The organism is Saccharopolyspora sp. ID03-671, from assembly GCF_045278815.1.
Classification (GTDB): Bacteria; Actinomycetota; Actinomycetes; order Mycobacteriales; family Pseudonocardiaceae; genus Saccharopolyspora; species Saccharopolyspora ipomoeae.
The window spans coordinates 5968015-5983921 of sequence record NZ_CP134054.1; the positions used below are offsets into that span (position 1 = coordinate 5968015).

The window sequence follows — 15907 nt, forward strand, 5'->3', positions numbered from 1 at the left end:
CGACGCGGTTTTCGGCCGCTGCCGGTGGGCGTTCGGAGGGATAGGGTTCATCGCATGGTTGGTTCGCTTCTGGGGACTGAAGTTCAGCGGGTCGAAGACCCCGACCTGCTCCGAGGCCGGGGCACCTACATCGGCAACCTCGCCGCCGATGGGCTGCTGCACATCGGGTTCGTGCGCTCGCCCCTCGCGCACGCCGAGATCACGAGCATCGACACCTCCGAGGCCGCCGCCGCGCCCGGTGTCGTCGGTGCCTACGTCGCCGCCGACCTGGACCTGCCGGTGCCGCCGCCGTTCGTGGTGGTGAACCCCGAGGTCACCCGCCCACCGCTGGCCACCGACCGGGTGCGCTTCGTCGGCGAACCGGTCGCCGTCGTCGTCGGCGAGTCCGCCTCGGCCGTGGCCGACGCGCTCGAACTCGTCGACGTCGACTACCGCGAACTGCCCGTGGTCGCCGACCCGGAGCGCGCGCTCGACGAGGACGCCGAGCTGCAGTTCCCCGAGCTCGGTTCCAACATCGCCGCCGGATACCGCGACCGCGCAGGCGATTCCGCGCTCGACGGCGCGGACGTGGTGGTGCGGGCGCGCATCGAGAACCAGCGGGTGGCGGTGGTCCCGCTGGAGGGCAACGCCGTCGCGGTCCAGCCGGGTGGAGCCGAGCAGGACCACGACATCACCGTGCACGTCTCGACGCAGATGCCGCACGGCGTGCGGGCCGGTCTGGCCAAGGCGTTCGGCTTCGACCTGGAGAGGGTGCGGGTGATCTCGCCGCACGTCGGCGGCGGTTTCGGCGGCAAGGCCGGGGCGATCTCCGAGCACGTGGTGGCCGTCGGTCTCGCGCTGAAGCTCGGGCGCCCGGTGCGCTGGGTCGAGGGGCGTTCGGAGAACATGCAGGGCATGCCGCACGGGCGCGGCCAGGTGCAGTACGCCGAGCTGGGGTTGCGCCGCGACGGCCGGATCGTCGGCATGCGCTGCCGGGTCGTCGGCGACTGCGGCGCCTACGCCGGGTTCGGCGGTTCGCTGGCGCTCGGCCCGACGCGCACGATGGCCCAGGGCGTCTACGACATCCCCAGGATCAGCTACGACGGCATCGCCTCGCTGACCAACACCACCCCGGTCGGCGCGTTCCGCGGCGCGGGCCGCCCGGAGTCCGCGGCGATGGTGGAGCGGATGATGGACCTGGCCGCCGCCGAGCTGGGCGTGGACCCGGTCTCGTTGCGGCGCAAGAACTTCCTGGTCCCCGACAGCTTCCCGTACAAGACGGTCACCGGGGCCACCTACGACAGCGGCGAGTACGCGGTGCCGTTCGACGAGGCGCTGCGGCTGGCCGGGTACGAGGAGCTGCGCGCCGAGCAGGCCCGCCGCATCGAGGCCGGCGAGACGAAGCTGCTGGGCATCGGGGTCAGCGCCTACGTCGAGATCACCGGCGGCGGTTCCGGCGAGTACGCCGAGGTCGAGGTGCACGCCGACGGCGCCCGCATCCGGGTCGGCACCTCCGCGCACGGCCAGGGGCACGCGACGGCGTTCGCGATGATCGTCAACGACACCCTCGGCATCCCGCTGGACAAGATCGAGTTCATCCAGTCCGACACGGCCGAGGTGCCGCGCGGTGGCGGCACCGGCGGGTCCCGCTCGCTGCAGATCGGCGGCAGCGCCGTGCGCCAGGCCGGGACCGAGGTCCTCCGGCGCGCCAAGGAGATCGCTGCGTCCCGGCTGGAGGCGAACGCCGACGACATCGAGGTCACCGACGCGGGCGAGCTGGGCGTCGCCGGCGTCCCGGGCGCGACCGTGACCTGGGCCGACGTGGTCTCCGAAGTGGCGGACGAGCGGCTGGCCGCCAACGTCGACTTCGCCCCCGACGGGGCGACGTTCCCGTTCGGCGGGCACGTCTCGGTCGTCGAGATCGACGTCGAGACCGGCTTCGTGACGCCGCTGCGGCACATCGCGGTCGACGACTGCGGGCGGGTGCTCAACCCGCTGCTGGTGCGCGGCCAGCAGCACGGCGGCGCCGCCCAGGGCATCGCCCAGGCGCTGTGGGAGCAGGTCACCTTCGACGCCGACGGCAACCCGGAGACGGCGACGCTGGCCGACTACGCGATCCCGTCGGCGGCCGAGCTGCCGTTCTTCGAAGCGTCCAACACCGAGACCCTGACTCCGCTGAACCCGTTGGGCGCCAAGGGGATCGGCGAGTCGGCGACGGTCGGGTCGACCCCGGCGGTGCAGAACGCCGTCGTCGACGCCCTCAAGCACCTCGGCGTCCGCCACGTCGACATGCCCGCCACGCCCGAGCGGGTCTGGCGCGCCATCCGCTACGGTGCCTCGGCGACGTGCTGGCAGGAACCCCCGGCCGCCTTCGCGACGCTGCCGCTGCGCGCCGACGACACCCCGGACGAGGAGGAAGCCGTCGTCTGACGGACCGGTCCCGGCCGGATTCGAATCCCCTTGCGGGGCACGAGGGTCGTGCCCGCACGAGCCACGGAGGTCGGGATGGAGTGGACGCTGGCCGAGGTGTACGAGTCGCCGCACGGGACGGTGCGGTGGGACAGCTTCGGGGAGGGGGAGGACGTCGTCCTGATGCACGGGACGCCGTTCTCCTCCTTCGTGTGGCGGGACGTGGCCAACGCGCTGAGCGCGCGCTACCGCGTGCACCTGTGGGACATGCCCGGGTACGGGACCTCGGCGAAGTTCGAGGGGCAGGACGTGTCGCTGGCCGCGCAGCAGGAGGTGTTCACCGGCTGGCTGCGGCACTGCGGGCTCGACGAGCCCTCGGTGATCGCGCACGACTTCGGCGGCGCGGTGTCGTTGCGCAGCGCGCTGCTCGACGGAGTGCGCTACCGGCGGCTGGCGCTGCTGGACGCGGTGAGCATCCGGCCGTGGGGATCGGAGTTCTTCCGCCTGGTCAACGCCAACGCCGAGGTCTTCGCCGCGTTGCCGCCGCACCTGCACGAGTCCCTGGTGCGCGGCTACCTGGCCACCGCCGCGCACCGCGAGCTGCGCCCCGACGTGCTGGACCGGATGGTGGCGCCGTGGCTCGGCGCGGACGGGCAGCCGGCGTTCTACCGCCAGATCGCCCAGGCCGACGAGCGCTACACCCGCGAGGTCGAGGACCGCTACGGCGAGCTGGAGTGCCCGGTGCTCATCGGCTGGGGGGAGCAGGACACCTGGCTCCCGGCCGATCGCGGGCGCGAGCTGGCGCGTCGCATCCCGCACGCCCGGCTGGAGTGGATCCCACGTGCCGGCCATCTCGTCCAGGAGGACAACCCGGCCAGGGTGACCGCGCTGATCACGGAGTTCCTCGCCTCCTGAGTGCCCACCATGCGGGAGCCCCGTCTCGGGACGTGGTCACCGAGGTTTAGAGTGGGTTCGTCCGTTCGTGTTAATCAGGAGGTTCGGCGCTATGGCTGTCGGCCACACCTCGTCACCAGACGTGCGAGGTTCCGGGGATGCGGGGTCTTCACCCCGGCGCAATTCGACCCGACAGGTCGTGCTCGCCAGCCTCGTAGGCACCTCGATCGAGTTCTACGACTTCTACGTCTACGCCACGGCTGCGGTGCTGATCTTCCCGAAGCTGTTCTTCCCGGCCGGTGACGACACGGCCGCAACGCTGAACTCGCTGGCGACCTTCGGCATCGCCTTCGTCGCCCGGCCGGTCGGATCGGCGCTGTTCGGCCACTTCGGCGACCGCATCGGCCGCAAGGCGACCCTGGTGGCGTCGCTGCTGACGATGGGCATCTCGACCGTGCTGATCGGTCTGCTGCCGGGTTACGCGCAGATCGGGATCGTGGCGCCGCTGCTGCTGGCGCTGTGCCGGTTCGGCCAGGGACTGGGCCTGGGCGGCGAGTGGGGTGGCGCGGCGCTGCTGGCCACCGAGAACGCGCCGCCGCGCAAGCGCGCGCTGTTCGGCACGTTCCCGCAGCTGGGCGCGCCGATCGGGTTCTTCTTCGCCAACGGCCTGTTCCTGATCCTCTCCGGCGTGATGTCCGACGACGCGTTCTCCTCGTGGGGCTGGCGGATCCCGTTCCTGGTGTCGGCCGTCCTGGTGATCGTCGGCCTGTGGGTGCGGCTGAGCTTGAGCGAGACCCCGGCGTTCGCGAAGGTGCTGGAGAACAACGAGCGGGCGAAGGTGCCGTTCGTGCAGGTCTTCCGCACCGACTTCAAGGCGCTGGTGCTGGGCACGTTCATCATGCTGGCGACCTACGTGCTGTTCTACCTGATGACGGTGTTCTCGCTGTCCTACGGCACCTCGGACTCGGGCCTGGGCTACGAGCGCTCGACGTTCCTGGTGATGCTGCTGGTCGGCGTGGTGTTCTTCGGTCTGACGGTGCCGGTCGCGGGCCTGCTGGCCGACCGCTACGGCCGCCGCTCCACGCTGTTGGTGACCACCACCGCGATCATCGTGTTCGGCCTGCTCATGGGTCCGTGGTTCGGCGCCCACTCGACGGTGGCGACCGTGCTGTTCCTGGTGGTCGGTCTGGGCCTGATGGGCATGACGTTCGGGCCGATGGGCGCGCTGCTGCCGGAGCTGTTCCCGACCGCCGTGCGCTACACGGGCGCCTCGGTGTCGTACAACATCGCGAGCCTGCTGGGCGCCTCCGTCGCCCCCTACATCGCCACCTGGCTCGCCGGCTCCTACGGCCTCGGCTGGGTCGGCGTCTACCTCGCGGTCGCCGGCGCCATCACCCTCGCGGCCCTCATCGCCAGCCGCGAAACCAAGGAAACCTCCCTGGAATCCTGACCCCTCACCGAACGAGGCCCCGCCCGGAACTTCCGGGCGGGGCCTCGTCGTCTCAGTCGCCGGTCGCGCCGTCGATGGCTTCGCGGATCAGGTCCGCGTGGCCGTTGTGCCGGGCGTACTCCTCGATCACGTGCATCAGGACGAAGCGCAGCGAGACCTCGCGGCCCCATCTCGGTTGGAGCGCGCACACGTCCAGCGACGATGCCGATCGCTCGATCTCGCGGGCGAGCGCGATCTCGGTTTCCCACGCCTCGAACGCTTCCGCCGGAGCCGCGTCAGTGACGTCGAACGCGACCTGGAAGTCCTCCTCCGCCCAGACGCGAGGCAGGGTGCGCTCGGCGTTCGCGGTGACCCGGAACCAGAAGCGCTCCACCTCGGCCATGTGCCTGATCAGCCCGAGCAACGTCAAGCCCGACGACGGCACGGCTCGCCATCGCAGCTGCTCGTCGTCGAGCTCCGCGCACTTCCGGCCCAGGACCACCCGCTGGTAGTCAAGAAAACCGCGCAACGACTCACGTTCGCCACCGACCATCGGCGGATCGATCAGTTCCATCCCACCATCATCCGGATCGCACTCGTCGCCAGGGGACAGTTTTAGTCATAATTGTCCGGGCAAAACGGACATTGATCATGGGTGATTATGGCTAAAACTGTCCCCTCCGCAGCGTTGCGGCCCTCCGCGCCCCTGCGCCGATTGTGTTGGTCCGCGGTGTGGTGGCCGGGGTCAGGGGGTGAGGTGGTTGAGGAGGCGGTCCAGAAAGGGGGTTTGGGCCGGGTTGAGCTTGGTGCGGGCCGTTCCCAGGTCGCACCAGAGGGCCCGGTCGACTTCCGGGAAGGACCGGGTTCGGCCCGAGCGGGGTGGCCATTCGAGGTCGAAGGTGTTGCTGCGCAACGACGTCACGTCGAAATCGCCTTCGGCGGCCCAGGCCGTGATGGTCTTGCCGCTGCGCATCTTGACCTCGCCCAGCGGGAGGAGCTCGCGGTCCGGCAGCGACATGCCGGTCTCCTCGGCGAACTCGCGCAGCGCTGCGAGGCGGGGATCCTCGTCGGGTTCGTGCTCGCCCTTGGGCAGGCTCCAGGCGCCGTCGTCCTTGTTCTTGAAGAACGGACCGCCCGGGTGCACGACGAGGACCTCCGGCCCCTCGGGCCGGTACAGCAGGATTCCCGCGCTGCGCTTGCTCACCCCGGCAGTCTCGCTCATCGGAACAGGGCCCCGCATCGGCGCGGGGCCTGGCGGGAACGGGTGTTTCCGGCGATGCTGATCGGCGTGGAACGGGTGGTGCTGCACATCGACCTCGACCAGTTCATCGTCGCCGTGGAACTGCTGCGGCACCCCGACCTGGCCGGCAAACCGGTGCTGGTCGGCGGCTCGGGCGATCCGACCGAGCGCGGCGTGGTCGCCGGTGCCTCCTACGAGGCCCGCGCCCGGGGCGTGAAGTCGGGAACGCCGCTGCGCACGGCCGCGGCGCGCTGCCCGGAAGCGGTGTTCCTGCCCGCCGACCGCGAGACCTACCTGGCGGCCTCCGCCGACGTGATGACCGCGCTCGGCGAGCTCGGCGGACTCCTGGAGGTCATCGGCTGGGACGAGGCGTTCATGCTCGTCGACACCGACGACGCCCTCGACACCGCCCGCTACGTCCAGCGCTACGTGCGCGAGCGGACCGCGCTGAACTGCTCGATCGGCATCGGCGACAACAAGCTGCGCGCGAAACTGGCCTCCGGCATGGGAAAACCCGCCGGGGTGTTCCGCCTCGACGTCCAACTGGGTCGAGGTGATGGCCGACAAGCCAACCGACGCGCTGCAGGGCGTCGGCGCCAAGACCGCCAAGAAGCTCGCCGCCCGCGGCATCGCCACCGTCGCCGAGCTGGCCCGCACCCCGATGGCCGACCTGGCGGGCGAGTTCGGGCCCAACATCGGCCCGTGGCTGGTGGCGCTCGCGCACGGCTACGACTCCAGCCCGGTCAGCGACGAGCCGTTCCGGGCCCGCTCGCACGGCCGCGAGGTCACCTTCCAGCGCGACCTGCGGGAGGTCGAGCCGATGCGCGCCGAGATCACCCGGTTGTCCCGCCAGGTCTCCGAGGACCTCGCCGCCGACGACACCCTCGCCCGCCGCGTGGTGGTCAAGGTCCGCGACTCCCGCTTCGGCACCCACACCCACGGCGTCACCCTCGCCGCCCCCACCCGCGACTTCGAACCCATCGACATCGCAGCTCAGGAGGCCCTCGGCCGCTTCCCGCTGGACCGGCCGGTGCGGCTACTGGGAGTCCGCGCGGAGCTTGTCCGCGAGTAGCGGGGTCAGGCGGAACTCGACCAGGGTGCGCATCGCCAGGGAGAAGTTCGTGCGCTCCACGCCCGGGGTGTCGAGGATGCGGCCCGCGATGCGGTACAGCTGGTCGGCGTCGGTGGCCACCACGCGCACCAGCAGGTCCGAGTCGCCGGTGAGGCCGAAGACCTCCACGACCTCCGGGATCTCGGCCAGCTCGGCGGCCAGCCGGTCGAGGTGCTGCTGGGTGACCTGGACGGTGATGAACGCCGTCAGCGGGTAACCCAGGGTGCTCGGGTCGATGCGGCGTTCGAACGCGCCGAGTCGCGGTTCCAGCTTCGCCAGCCGAGCCTGAACGGTGTTGCGGGACAACCCGACTCGATCGGCCAGCGCCACCACGGTCGCGCGCGGCTCGTCCTGCAGCGCCAGCAGCAAGCGGATGTCGATGTCGTCGAGCGGCTCGGCGGTGGGCAATCTGTTCACCTCGTCGGTCGTTCCGGCCCGGTGTCGTGAGCAGATTGCTCGATTCCGCGACCAGGTCTTGTGCAGTGATTGTTGCCTTGGTGTTCTTCTGAGCGCAATGTGGCAACGCGAGGAGGCGTGATGACGAGCGTGGTACCGGCGCGCACCGAGACGGCGGATCTGCGCGAGGTCGAGCAGCGGGTGCTGTGGCTGGCCACCGCGATGATCGACCACGCCAACCGGGTCCGGCCGAACAGCACCGGGCTCAAGGTCGGCGGGCACCAGGCGTCCTGCGCCTCGATGGTGTCGATCATGACCGCGCTGTACTTCGAGCACCTCACCGCCGCCGACCGGGTGTCGGTCAAGCCGCACGCCTCGCCGGTGCTGCACGCCATCAACTACCTGCTCGGATCGCTCGACGAGAAGCACCTGACGACGCTGCGCGAGTTCGGCGGCGTGCAGAGCTACCCGAGCCGCACGAAGGACCCCGACCCGGCCGACTACTCGACCGGCTCGGTCGGCATCGGCGCCACCGCGCCGATCTGGGGTGCCGTGGCCCGCCGCTACGTCGACACCCACGGCGGAGGGGCGGGCACCGGACGCCAGTACTCGCTGCTCGGCGACGCCGAGCTCGACGAAGGCGCCTGCTGGGAGGCGATCCTCGACCCGACCGTCGCCGACCTGGGCGAGGTCGTGTGGATCGTCGACCTCAACCGGCAGTCGCTGGACCGCGTCGTGCCCAACATCGCCGCGAACCGGCTGCAGGGCATGTTCACCGCCGCCGGCTGGCAGGTGATCACGCTCAAGTACGGCCAGGTGCTGGAGGAGTTGTTCGCCCGGCCCGGGGGCGCTGCGCTGCGCGAGCGCATCGACGGCATGAGCAACCCCGAGTACCAGCGCCTGCTGCGCTGCACCCCGCAGGAGCTGCGCGCGCGGATTCCCGCCGGGGACAGCGCGATCGAGCGCCTGCTGTCCGATGTGGACGACGAGACGCTGGCGGTGGCGATCCGCAACCTCGGCGGCCACGACCTCGACGCGCTGGACTCGGCGTTCCAGGCCATCGACGACACCCGCCCCACCGTCATCTTCGCCTACACCATCAAGGGCTACGGCCTGGCCACCGAGGGGCACCCGCAGAACCACGGTTCGCTGCTCGGCGAGGACCAGATGCGGCAGTTGGCCGCGCAGGTCGGCGCCGACCTCGACGACCCGTGGCACCGCTTCGCCGACGACAGCCCGGCCGGGAAGCTCTGCGCCGCAACGGCTTCCCGACTGAGGCGTCGCGAGCGGGCTCGGGTGAAGCCGCCGCGGCTGCCCGCCGACATCGGCCGCACCCCCAGCGGCACCACCACGACCCAGGCCGCGCTGGGGCGCACGCTGCTGGACCTGACCCGCGAATCCCCCGAGGCCGCCGAGCGGATCGTGACGCTGGCGCCCGACGTCAGCTCCACCACCAACCTCGGCGGCTGGCTGAACAAGGTCGGCGTGTGGTCGCCGTCGGAGCGCGTCGACTGGTTCGCCGACGACGCCGAGACGATCCTGCACTGGCGGGAACGCCCGGCGGGACAGCACATCGAGCTCGGCATCGCCGAGACGAACCTGGTGAGCCTGCTCGGCGAGCTCGGCTCGACGTGGAGCCGCTGGGGTCAGCCGCTGCTGCCGATCGGGGTGGTCTACGACTGCTTCCTCGGGCGGGCGCTGGAACCGTGGTCGTTCGGCGTCTACGGCGGCGGCCAGTCGATCCTGGTCGGCACCCCGTCCGGGGTGAGCCTGGCGCCGGAGGGCGGCGCGCACCAGTCGGTCGGCACGCCGTCGATCGGGCTGGAGCAGCCGGGCGTGACCAGCTACGAGCCCGCGTTCGCCGTCGACACCGAGTGGTGCCTGCTCGCGGCGATGTCCCAGCTCGGCAAGCCCGGCGGGTCCTCGTCCTACCTGCGGTTGTCGACGCGCCCGGTGGACCAGTCGCTGGCGTCGGTGCCGACCGATCCCGCGGCCCGGGAACGCCGTCGCAGGCAGGTCGTCGGCGGCGCCTACGCGCTGCGCCGCGCCGCGGACCCGCAGGTGACGCTGGTCGGCATGGGCGCGCTCATGACCGAGACGCTGGCCGCCGCCGACCGCCTCGCCGAGCAGGGCGTCGACGCGGACGTCCTCTGCGTGACCAGCCCGGACCTGCTCTTCCGCGCCCACCGCGGCGACGCCGACCGCACGATCCTCGACCAGGTCTTCCCGGCCGACCGAGCCCGCCCGATGGTGACCGTCCTCGACGGACACCCGCACGCACTGGCCTTCCTCGCCGGGATCAACCGGACCCGCTCGATCCACTTGGGCGTCACCGGTTTCGGCCAGTCCGGTTCCCTCGACGACGTCTACCGCCACCACGGCCTCGACACCGACACCATCATCAGCTCCGCCCTGGACCTCATCCACCGCTGAGAACCGTTGGTGCGGTCGTACCCCGACACCCCCAAACCACCTCATCGGGTGTTCTCACGTCGAAAACCCCGGTTTTCGCGACGCGAAAACCGGGGTTTTCGACACGACGAATGTCGCGGTTCTCGTCGTGGTGGGTGGGGATCGTCACTTGGCTGGGGGAGTTCGCCCTGGTTGGGTGGTGGGGGTTCTCAGGGGTGGAGGTTTCGCGGTGGGTTCTTTCGAGGTTCGGGCTGAGGGCGGGAATCTCGTCGACGTGTTCAACCGGGACAGCGCTCCCGCGGTGAGCGTCGGAGCCGGGGACGTGGTGACCGTGGAGTCGTTGGACTGCGCGGGGCACCTGGAGCGGCAGCGGGTGCCGGGAGAGGAGCGGCCTCGGGCGTTCCCCGGGCGGCGGGGGCATTGCCTGACCGGGCCGATCGCGGTGCGCGGGGCGAAGCCGGGGATGGTGCTGGCCGTGCACTTCGAGGAGATCACGCCTGCCGGGTGGGGGTGGACCGCGGCCGCAGGCAAGGACACCTGGTTGACGCGTCGGCTCCGGGTGGCCGAGGCGGAGCGGGCGTGGTTGTTGTGGGAGCTCGACGGGGAGACCGGGACCGATCAGCACGGGCATCGGGTGTCGTTGGCGCCGTTCCTCGGGGTGGTGGGGATGCCGCCCGCGGAACCGGGTGAGCACTCGACGATCCCGCCGCGGTCCGAGGGCGGCGGCAACATCGACTGCCGCGAGCTGGTGGCCGGGTCGACGCTGTACCTGCCGGTGACGGTGCCGGACGCGATGCTGCTGCTCGGCGACGGGCACGCGCGCCAAGGCGACGGGGAGGTCGGCGGCACGGCCATCGAGTGCGGCATGACCACGCGGGTCCGGCTGGACCTGGTCGTGGACCGGCCGGTGCCGGGCATCCACGCCGAAACCCCGGGCGGCCTGGTCACCTTCGGCTTCGACGCCGACCTCAACGAGGCCACCGCCACGGCGCTGAGCGCGATGGTCGACTGGCTGCAGATCGAGCAGGCCCTCGACCGGCCCTCCGCGCTCGCGCTGGCGAGCACCACCGTCGACATGCGGATCACCCAGATCGCCAACGAGACCTGGGGCGCGCACGCGGTGCTGCCGACCGGCGTGCTGCGCTGATCCGTTTCGCCGCCGTTCGTCGGATTTTCACCTGAACTGTGGTGTTTCGCATGCGTTGAACATGAAAGATTTTCTGATCAGTTCCCGGCTGATCAGAGGACCGACATGACGGACTTGAGCAGGCGCGGCTTCATGCTGGCCGCGGGCATGACGGGCGTAGGCATGACGGGTGCGGCGCTCGGACTCAGCGGCACCGCGAGCGCCGCACCAGCGCGAACGACCCTGGACGTGGCCGCCCAACCCGCCCCCGGCGAGGGCTACCGACGGCTGATCGCCGGCCCGGGCTGGCCGCAGATCGTGCGCACCGACCTCGCCGTCGCCGACCCCGGCCGGATCGACCGCCGCGTCCCGGTCACCGCGTTCACGCAGTTCACCGACCTGCACATCACCGACGCCCAGAGCCCAGCCCGCTTCGAGTACCTGCACCCGCTGGCCGGGGGCGCCTTCCGGCCGCAGGAGACGCTGGGCGCGCTGGCCGCCGCGCACCTCGTGCAGCGGGTCAACCAGCTGCGCACCGGTCCGGTCACCGGGCACCCGATGGACTTCATGATCACCACCGGCGACAGCACCGACAACCACGAGCGCGCCGAGCTCGACTGGTACTTCGCCGTCCTCAACGGCGGCCCGATCGCCCAGAACACCGGCGCCGCGCACTACGAGGGCGTCCAGGACTCCGGCGACCCGCTGTACTGGCACCCCGAGGGCGGGATCGACGACCGCTACCGCGAGCGCGGGTTCCCGGTGCTGCCCGGACTGCTGACCGACGCGCTGCGCCCCTTCGCCGGCCCGGGGCTGGACATCCCCTGGTACGCGGTGTTCGGCAACCACGACAACAGCGTCATGGGCACCCTCGCGGACCAGGTCATCCCGCGCGTCAACGACTGGTACACCGGCGACCGCAAGATCATCGGCCGGGACGAGCGCGAAGCAGCCGCCGTCGCCGAGATGCTGCGCGGCGGACGCGAGGTCTCCGGGCGGACGATCCTCGGCGGCAACACCGTCGTGCGCACCGTGACCCCCGACCAGCGGCGGCACCCGTTCACCACCGAGGAGTTCATCGCCGCCCACCTCGACGAGGCCCGCACCGGCCCAGGCCCGGTCGGCCACGGCTTCGACGCCGCCGACCCCAAGCCGCACTACACCTTCCGGATCGCGCCCGGCGTCACCGGCATCGCGATGGACTCCACCAACACCGCCGGGCTCGCCGAGGGCTCGCTCGGCCTCGACCAGTACCGCTGGCTGGACGACGTGCTCACCCGCGGCAGCTCCACCTACTACGACGCGATCGGGCGCAAGCAGACCCAGCACGTCACCGACGAGCTGTTCGTGCTGTTCAGCCACCACACGTCCGGCACGATGACCGCGCTGTGGCCCGACTTCCGCTCGCCCGGCGAACCCCGCGTCGGCGGCGACGGCGTCGTGCGTCTGCTGCAGCGCTTCCCCAACGTCCTGGCCTGGGTCAACGGTCACACGCACCGCAACACCATCACCCCGCACGGCGCCGACGACCCCGAACGCGCCTTCTGGGAGATCAACACCGCCTCGCACGTCGACTACCCGCAGCTGGCCCGGGTCATCGAGATCGCCGACAACCGCGACGGCACGATCTCGCTGTTCACCACCCTGATCGAGGCCGACAGCCCGTACCAGGCCGACTACGACGACCGCTCACCCGCAGGGCTCGCCGCGCTGTACCGGGAGCTGTCGTTCAACGACCCCAACGCCGACCTCGACCAGCTCGGCGACCACACCGACCGCAACACCGAACTGCTGCTGCCGGGCCGCCTGCCCCGCTGATCCGGAAGGCGCCCGCCGCCCTCGTCGCGCACCCTGGGAGGGATCGACCGGGGGAGGCCGGGATGAACGTCGTGGTGGGTGTCGACGGTTCGGCGGTCGCGCGCAACGCCGCCGCCTGGGCGGCGCGCGAGTCCGTGCGTCGCGGCTGCGAGCTGCGGATGGTCTACGCGGATCCGACCGCGCACGCCGGGGAAGACCACGTGCGCGCCCAGGTCACCCGCTGGCTCGCCGACGCGGCCGAGCACGCCCAGGCCCAGCAACCCGACGCGAAGGTGAGCACCGCGGCACTGCCCGGTTCACCCGAGCGGGTGCTCGTCGCCGAGTCGGCCGCCGCCGAACTGGTCGTCGTCGGCGACCGCGGCTTCGGCGGGTTCACGGGCCTGCTGGCCGGGGCGGTCGCCGTCAAGGTCGCAGCGCACGCCCTCGGCTCCGTCGCCGTCGTCCCGGACGTCGGCGACCCGCCGACGTTCCCCACCGCCGGGCCCGTCGTCGTGGGCGTCGACGACGCGGAATCGGCGGCTCCGGTGCTCGCCGAGGCGTTCCGGCTCGCCGACTCGCTCGGCGAACCCCTGCACGTCGTGCACACCTGGGAAGTCGTCGGCATCGACATGATGTGGCTGCGCAGCAGGCTGCCCGCCGAGGAGGTCGCGGAGAAGGAACAGCTGTTCCTCGCCGAGATCATGGCGGGGTGGCAGGAGCGCTTCCCGAACGTCGCCGTCGAACGGGTGGTGGGACGCGGCTCGCCGGTCGCCGCGCTCATCAATCACTCGACCGAGTCACAGCTGGTCGTCGTCGGGGCCCACGGCCGCGGTGGTGTCGCCGGGGCGCACCTGGGATCGACCAGCCACAAGCTGATCCACCACGCTCCGGCACCGCTTCTGATCGTGCGCTCACGTCCTTGACTTCGCTGTGACCGGGTTCTCATTCTCGGATGCGCATGTTCTTCCGCACTCGACGAGGAGTGGTTATGAAGACGAAGGCCGCAATCCTGCACGAGCCGGGCAAAGACTGGGAAATCGCGGAGATCGAACTGGGCGATCCGATCGAGGGCGAAGTGCAGGTGAGGCTAGCGGCCTCAGGCCTGTGCCACTCCGACGAGCACCTGCGCACCGGTGCCACCCCGATGGCGATCTACCCCGCGGTCGGTGGTCACGAAGGCGCCGGCGTCGTCACCAAGGTCGGTCCCGGGGTCTCCGGGATCGAGGAGGGCGACCACGTGGTGCTCACCTTCATCCCCGGGTGCGGGAGATGCCGGGCGTGCGCCAAGGGCATGCAGAACCTCTGCGACGCGGGCGCGGGACTGCTCTCCGGTGAGGCCATCTCCGGTGGCCACCGCATCACCTACCAGGGCAAACCCGCCGCTCCGATGTGCCTGCTGGGCACCTTCGCGCCGTACGTGACGGTCAACCAGGCGTCGGTGCAGACCATCGAGAACGACATCCCGCTGGAGAAGGCGGCGCTGCTGGGCTGCGGCGTGTCCACCGGCTGGGGCACCGCGACCGAGATCGGCGACACCCGCACCGGCGACACCGTCGTCGTTGTGGGCTGCGGTGGCGTCGGCATCAACGCCGTCCAGGGCGCGGCGGCCGCCGGTGCCCGCTACGTCGTGGCCGTCGACCCGGTGGAGTTCAAGCGCACCAAGGCCGAGGAGCTCGGCGCCACGCACTCCTTCGCGAGCATGGAGGAGGCGCACGCGGCGGTCGGCGACCTGACCTGGGGGCAGCTGGCCGACAGCGTGCTGATCTGCATCGGCGAGACCACCGGTGAGCACCTGCAACCGGCGCTGTCGATGACGAAGAAGGGCGGCCAGGTCGTGGTGACCGGCATGGGCCGCGCCGACCAGATCGACGCCCAGGTCTCGCTGTTCGAGCTCACCCTGCTGCAGAAGCGGCTGCAGGGCGCGATCTTCGGCGGCGTCAGCCCGCGCACCCAGATCCCGCGCCTGCTGGAGCACTACCGCAACGGCACGCTCAAGCTCGACGAGCTCATCACCACGGAGTACAAGCTGGAAGACATCAACACCGGCTACGCGGACATGATGGCCGGCAAGAACATGCGAGGGATCATCCGCTACACCGACGCCGACTACTGAGAAATCTTGTTTGGTGGTCGACCTGCGTGGCGGTGCGGGTGGCGGAACCTGAGCGCCTCCGTGGACTCCGTGCGCCGCGCTCCTGATGTATGCCAATACACGGCGTCCCGGCGTACTCGCCACGAAGGCGCTCAGAACCCGCGGCGGTGCGGGTTGCTCGGGTGGTGGAGGAGAATGCGGCTCCGCCGCATGGATTGATGCCTACTGATCGGTGTGTGCGAGCGCGAGTTCGCGCATGGCCGTGTCGAGCAGGTCGGAGAGCTCCTGCTCGGGGTGGTCCAGCCAGTGCTGGTACGCCGACAGCGCCACGCCGAGGGAGGCGTGCGCGATGGTCTGCGGGGTCAGCGCGGTGGACGGCTGGCCGAGGCGGTGGCCGACGAACTCGGCCACCACCTCGCGCCACGACTCGAAGCGCAGCGTCGAATGCGCTTGCAGCGCGGGGACTCCCAGGATCAACCGCATCCGCCTGCGGTGGTCCGGGACCTGCTCGGCGGGCACCCGGTTGAACTCGACCAGGCAGTGCCGCACCGCGTCCATCAGCGGGAGGTCCCCCGGTAGCGCGCGGAACTCGGCGCGCATCCGGTCCAAACCGGAGTCGAAGTCCCCCCACGGGATGTCGTTCTTCGACGGGAAGTAGTGGAAGAACGTGCGCCGCGCGATGCCCGCCGCGGCGGCGATGTCGCTGACCGTGGTGCGGTCGAATCCCTGTTCGTCGAACAGGTCGAACGCGACCTGCTCCAATTCCGCTGCGGTGGTGACCTTTCGGCGTCCGCCGGGTCGCTGCACTGCTCCAGATGTGTCAGGCCGCAAGGAATTCCGCTCCACGTCTTGTGAAAGTGCACTGGGTGCAAATACCGTGTCGATGGTAGCTCGACACTGTGAGGAGCATCGCACATGGCTGACCAGCAGATCGAACAGAGCACCGGGAACGAGCCCGTCGTCGAGGAAGAGCTCCTCGTCGAGGAGGTCTCCATCGACGGGATGTGCGGGGTCTACTGACC

13 protein-coding genes and 1 pseudogene are annotated in these 15907 nt (G+C 70.8%); 10 read left to right on the forward strand and 4 right to left on the reverse strand.

Translation table 11 applies throughout. The annotated features are described in order from the left end of the window. Positions 1 to 54 precede the first annotated feature (54 nt). The 3 genes from REH65_RS27650 to REH65_RS27660 all read left to right on the forward strand — a co-directional run bounded on the left by REH65_RS27650 (position 55) and on the right by REH65_RS27660 (position 4732). Positions 55 to 2409 (forward strand): xanthine dehydrogenase family protein molybdopterin-binding subunit, encoded by a 2355-nt coding sequence (locus REH65_RS27650; protein ID WP_406689722.1) that lies wholly within the window; start codon positions 55 to 57, stop codon positions 2407 to 2409. A 75-nt stretch (positions 2410 to 2484) separates the two neighbouring features. Continuing rightward, positions 2485 to 3303, forward strand: a complete 819-nt coding sequence (locus tag REH65_RS27655) for an alpha/beta fold hydrolase (protein WP_406689723.1) — start codon at positions 2485 to 2487, stop codon at positions 3301 to 3303. Between the two features lie 178 nt (positions 3304 to 3481). After that, positions 3482 to 4732, forward strand: a complete 1251-nt coding sequence (locus REH65_RS27660; protein ID WP_406689724.1) for an MFS transporter — start codon at positions 3482 to 3484, stop codon at positions 4730 to 4732. A 52-nt stretch (positions 4733 to 4784) separates the two neighbouring features. Here the strand turns inward: REH65_RS27660 and REH65_RS27665 are convergent, their stop codons facing one another. After that, the gene (locus REH65_RS27665) at positions 4785 to 5285 is read right to left on the reverse strand and encodes a DinB family protein (protein ID WP_406689725.1); all 501 of its coding nucleotides are present in this window, start codon (positions 5283 to 5285) and stop codon (positions 4785 to 4787) included. A gap of 171 nt (positions 5286 to 5456) precedes the next feature. Beyond that, a complete protein-coding gene (locus REH65_RS27670) occupies positions 5457 to 5933 on the reverse strand; it encodes an NUDIX domain-containing protein (protein WP_406689726.1) in 477 nt (158 codons plus the stop codon). Positions 5934 to 5987: 54 nt separating this feature from the next. Here REH65_RS27670 and REH65_RS27675 point away from each other — a divergent pair. Next, positions 5988 to 7023 (forward strand): annotated as a pseudogene (locus REH65_RS27675) (DNA polymerase IV). On the opposite strand, the gene REH65_RS27680 reads toward REH65_RS27675, so the two are convergent. Beyond that, the gene (locus REH65_RS27680; protein ID WP_406689727.1) at positions 6988 to 7470 is read right to left on the reverse strand and encodes an Lrp/AsnC family transcriptional regulator; all 483 of its coding nucleotides are present in this window, start codon (positions 7468 to 7470) and stop codon (positions 6988 to 6990) included. The pseudogene REH65_RS27675 and the gene REH65_RS27680 sit on opposite strands and share 36 nt — an antisense overlap. 129 nt (positions 7471 to 7599) lie before the next feature. Here REH65_RS27680 and REH65_RS27685 point away from each other — a divergent pair, with 129 nt between their 5' ends. The 5 genes from REH65_RS27685 to REH65_RS27705 all read left to right on the forward strand — a co-directional run bounded on the left by REH65_RS27685 (position 7600) and on the right by REH65_RS27705 (position 14906). Then, on the forward strand, positions 7600 to 9891 hold the full coding sequence (locus REH65_RS27685; protein ID WP_406689728.1) for a transketolase-like TK C-terminal-containing protein: 2292 nt from the start codon (positions 7600 to 7602) through the stop codon (positions 9889 to 9891). 208 nt (positions 9892 to 10099) lie between these two features. Continuing rightward, complete coding sequence (locus REH65_RS27690; protein WP_406689729.1) at positions 10100 to 11017, forward strand: acetamidase/formamidase family protein; 918 nt, start codon at positions 10100 to 10102, stop codon at positions 11015 to 11017. Between the two features lie 105 nt (positions 11018 to 11122). After that, on the forward strand, positions 11123 to 12814 hold the full coding sequence (locus tag REH65_RS27695) for a TIGR03767 family metallophosphoesterase (protein WP_406689730.1): 1692 nt from the start codon (positions 11123 to 11125) through the stop codon (positions 12812 to 12814). A gap of 62 nt (positions 12815 to 12876) precedes the next feature. Then, a complete protein-coding gene (locus REH65_RS27700) occupies positions 12877 to 13716 on the forward strand; it encodes a universal stress protein (RefSeq protein ID WP_281453614.1) in 840 nt (279 codons plus the stop codon). Between the two features lie 65 nt (positions 13717 to 13781). Continuing rightward, entirely contained in the window at positions 13782 to 14906 is a 1125-nt protein-coding gene (locus tag REH65_RS27705) for an NDMA-dependent alcohol dehydrogenase (protein ID WP_406689731.1), read from the forward strand. Between the two features lie 201 nt (positions 14907 to 15107). On the opposite strand, the gene mftR is transcribed toward REH65_RS27705, so the two are convergent. Beyond that, complete coding sequence (gene mftR, locus REH65_RS27710; RefSeq protein WP_406689732.1) at positions 15108 to 15692, reverse strand: mycofactocin system transcriptional regulator; 585 nt, start codon at positions 15690 to 15692, stop codon at positions 15108 to 15110. A 108-nt stretch (positions 15693 to 15800) separates the two neighbouring features. Here mftR and mftA point away from each other — a divergent pair, with 108 nt between their 5' ends. Further along, the gene (gene mftA / locus REH65_RS27715; RefSeq protein WP_132673720.1) at positions 15801 to 15905 is read left to right on the forward strand and encodes a mycofactocin precursor MftA; all 105 of its coding nucleotides are present in this window, start codon (positions 15801 to 15803) and stop codon (positions 15903 to 15905) included. The last annotated feature ends 2 nt before the right edge of the window (positions 15906 to 15907 follow it).